Origin of the sequence: Kitasatospora sp. NPDC091257 (assembly GCF_044757675.1) — a bacterium.
GTDB lineage: Bacteria > Actinomycetota > Actinomycetes > Streptomycetales > Streptomycetaceae > Kitasatospora > Kitasatospora lactacystinica.
Genome location: NZ_JBIVVI010001421.1, coordinates 1 through 2,068, shown reverse-complemented (window position 1 = coordinate 2,068; position 2,068 = coordinate 1). Strand labels below are relative to the sequence as shown.

General features: G+C 77.3%; 1 protein-coding gene. It reads left to right on the top strand.

Annotated elements, in window-relative coordinates; translation table 11 throughout:
• Nucleotides 1-2,068: condensation domain-containing protein (locus tag ACIQOV_RS38940; RefSeq protein ID WP_401055560.1), on the top strand; the 2,068-nt coding region annotated here is incomplete at both ends.

Sequence of the window (2,068 nt, the reverse complement as noted above, 5' to 3'; positions counted from 1 at the left end):
CCCCACCCAGACCGGCATGGTGGTGCACGGCCTCGACGAGGCCGAACACGGCCTGTACGTCGAGCAGATCACCTTCGTCCTGGACGGCGCCCGCGACCCCGACCTGCTGGCCGCCGCCTGGCAGCACGTCGTCGACCGCACCCCGGTGCTGCGCACCTCCGTGGTGCTGCGCGACGTTCCCGTGCCGCTCCAGGCGGTCCACCGGCAGGCGACGCTCCCGGTCACCGAACACGACTGGAGCGCGCTGGGCGCGGCGCAGCGCGAAGCCCGGCTGGAGGACCTGCTCGCCGAACGGCGGGCCCACCCCCTGGCCCTGGACCGGGCCCCGCTGCTGCGGCTCGACCTGATCCGGCTCGGCCCGGACCGGATCCGGGTGGTCTGGGCCTTCCACCACGTGCTGCTGGACGGCTGGAGCGTCTTCCACGTCCTCGCGGACGTGCTGGCCGCCCACGCCGCCCTCGCCCGCGGCGAGCGGCCCCGACTGCCCGAGCGCCGGCCCTTCGCGGACTACGTCGGCTGGCTCGCGGAGCGCGACACCGGCGCCGCCGTCGAGCACTGGCGCGCCGTGCTGGCCGACCTCACCGCCCCCACCGCGCTGCCCTACGACCGCCGCCCCGCCCCGGGCGACACGGCCCGCTCCGGGGACTGGCTCTCGCACCGGCTGGACGATGCGGACACCGAGCGGCTCCAGGAGTTCGCCCGCCGCCACCGCCTCACCCTCAACACCGTGGTGCAGGGCGCCTGGGCGCTGCTGCTGTCGCGCTGGAGCGGGGAACAGCGGGTCTGCTTCGGCACCACCGTCTCCGGCCGGCCCACCGACCTGGCCGGCTCCGACGGCATCGTCGGCCTGTTCATCACCACCCTGCCCGCCCGGGTCGCCGTCGACGGCCGCCGGCCCTGCGCCGACTGGCTGCGCACCCTCCAGGAGGAGCAGGCCGAGGACCGCCGCTTCGACCACCTGCCGCTGGCCCGGATGCACGCGCTCAGCCAGGTCCCGCCGGGCACCGAGCTGTTCGACAGCCTGGTCGTCTTCGAGAACTACCCGGTCGGCGACGCCACGGCCGGCGCGCACGGCCTGCTGGTGCGCGAACTGGACGCCCGGGAGGCCACCAACTACCCGCTCACCGTGGTGGTCTCGCCCGGCGAGCGGCTCGCCGTGGAACTCGGCCACGACCCGCGCTTCCTCGACCGGGAGACCGCCCGGCGCCTCGCCGACCAGCTGCTGCACACCCTGTCCGCGCTGGCCGACTCGGACGGCACCACCCCGCTGGACGGGCTCGACCTGCTGCCGCCCGGCGAACGCGAGCGGCTGCTGCGCGGCCCGGCCCGCCCGGAGACCGGCCCGGTGCCCCCGGCGACCCTGCCCGCCCTGGTCGAGGCCGCCGTGGACCGGTGGCCGCAGGCCGTCGCGCTGAGCGCGGCCGGCCTGGAGCTGACCTTCGCCGAGGCCGAGGCCCTCGCCAACCGGCTGGCCCACCGGCTGATCGCCCGCGGCGCCGGCCCCGGGCGGCTCGTCGCCCTGCTGCTGCCCCGCTCGGCCGACACCGTGCTCGCCGAACTCGCGGTGGCCAAGACCGGCGCCGCCTTCCTGCCCGTCGACCCGCACTACCCCGAGGAACGGATCGAGGCGATGCTGCGCGACGCGGCCCCCGCCCTGACCCTGGACGCCAAGGAGGTCGCCGAGCTCCTCGCCGCCGAGCCGGCCGGCGCCCCCGGCCACCGGCCCACCGACGCCGACCGGACCCGCCCGCTCGACCCGGACGACCCCGCCTACGTCATCTTCACCTCCGGCTCCACCGGCACCCCCAAGGGCGTCGTCGTCACCCACCGCGGGCTCGCGGCCTTCGCCGCCGCCGAGGCCGCGCACTACCGGGCCGCCCCGGGGGACCGGGTGCTCGCCTTCGCCACCCCCAGCTTCGACGCCTCGGTGCTCGAACTGTGCCTGGCCCTGCCGCACGGCGCCCGGCTGGTGGTGCCCGAGCCCGGCCCCCTGCTCGGCGACCGGCTGGCCGGGCTGCTGCGGGCGGAGCGGATCACCCACACCCTGCTGCCGCCCGCCGCCTCGATC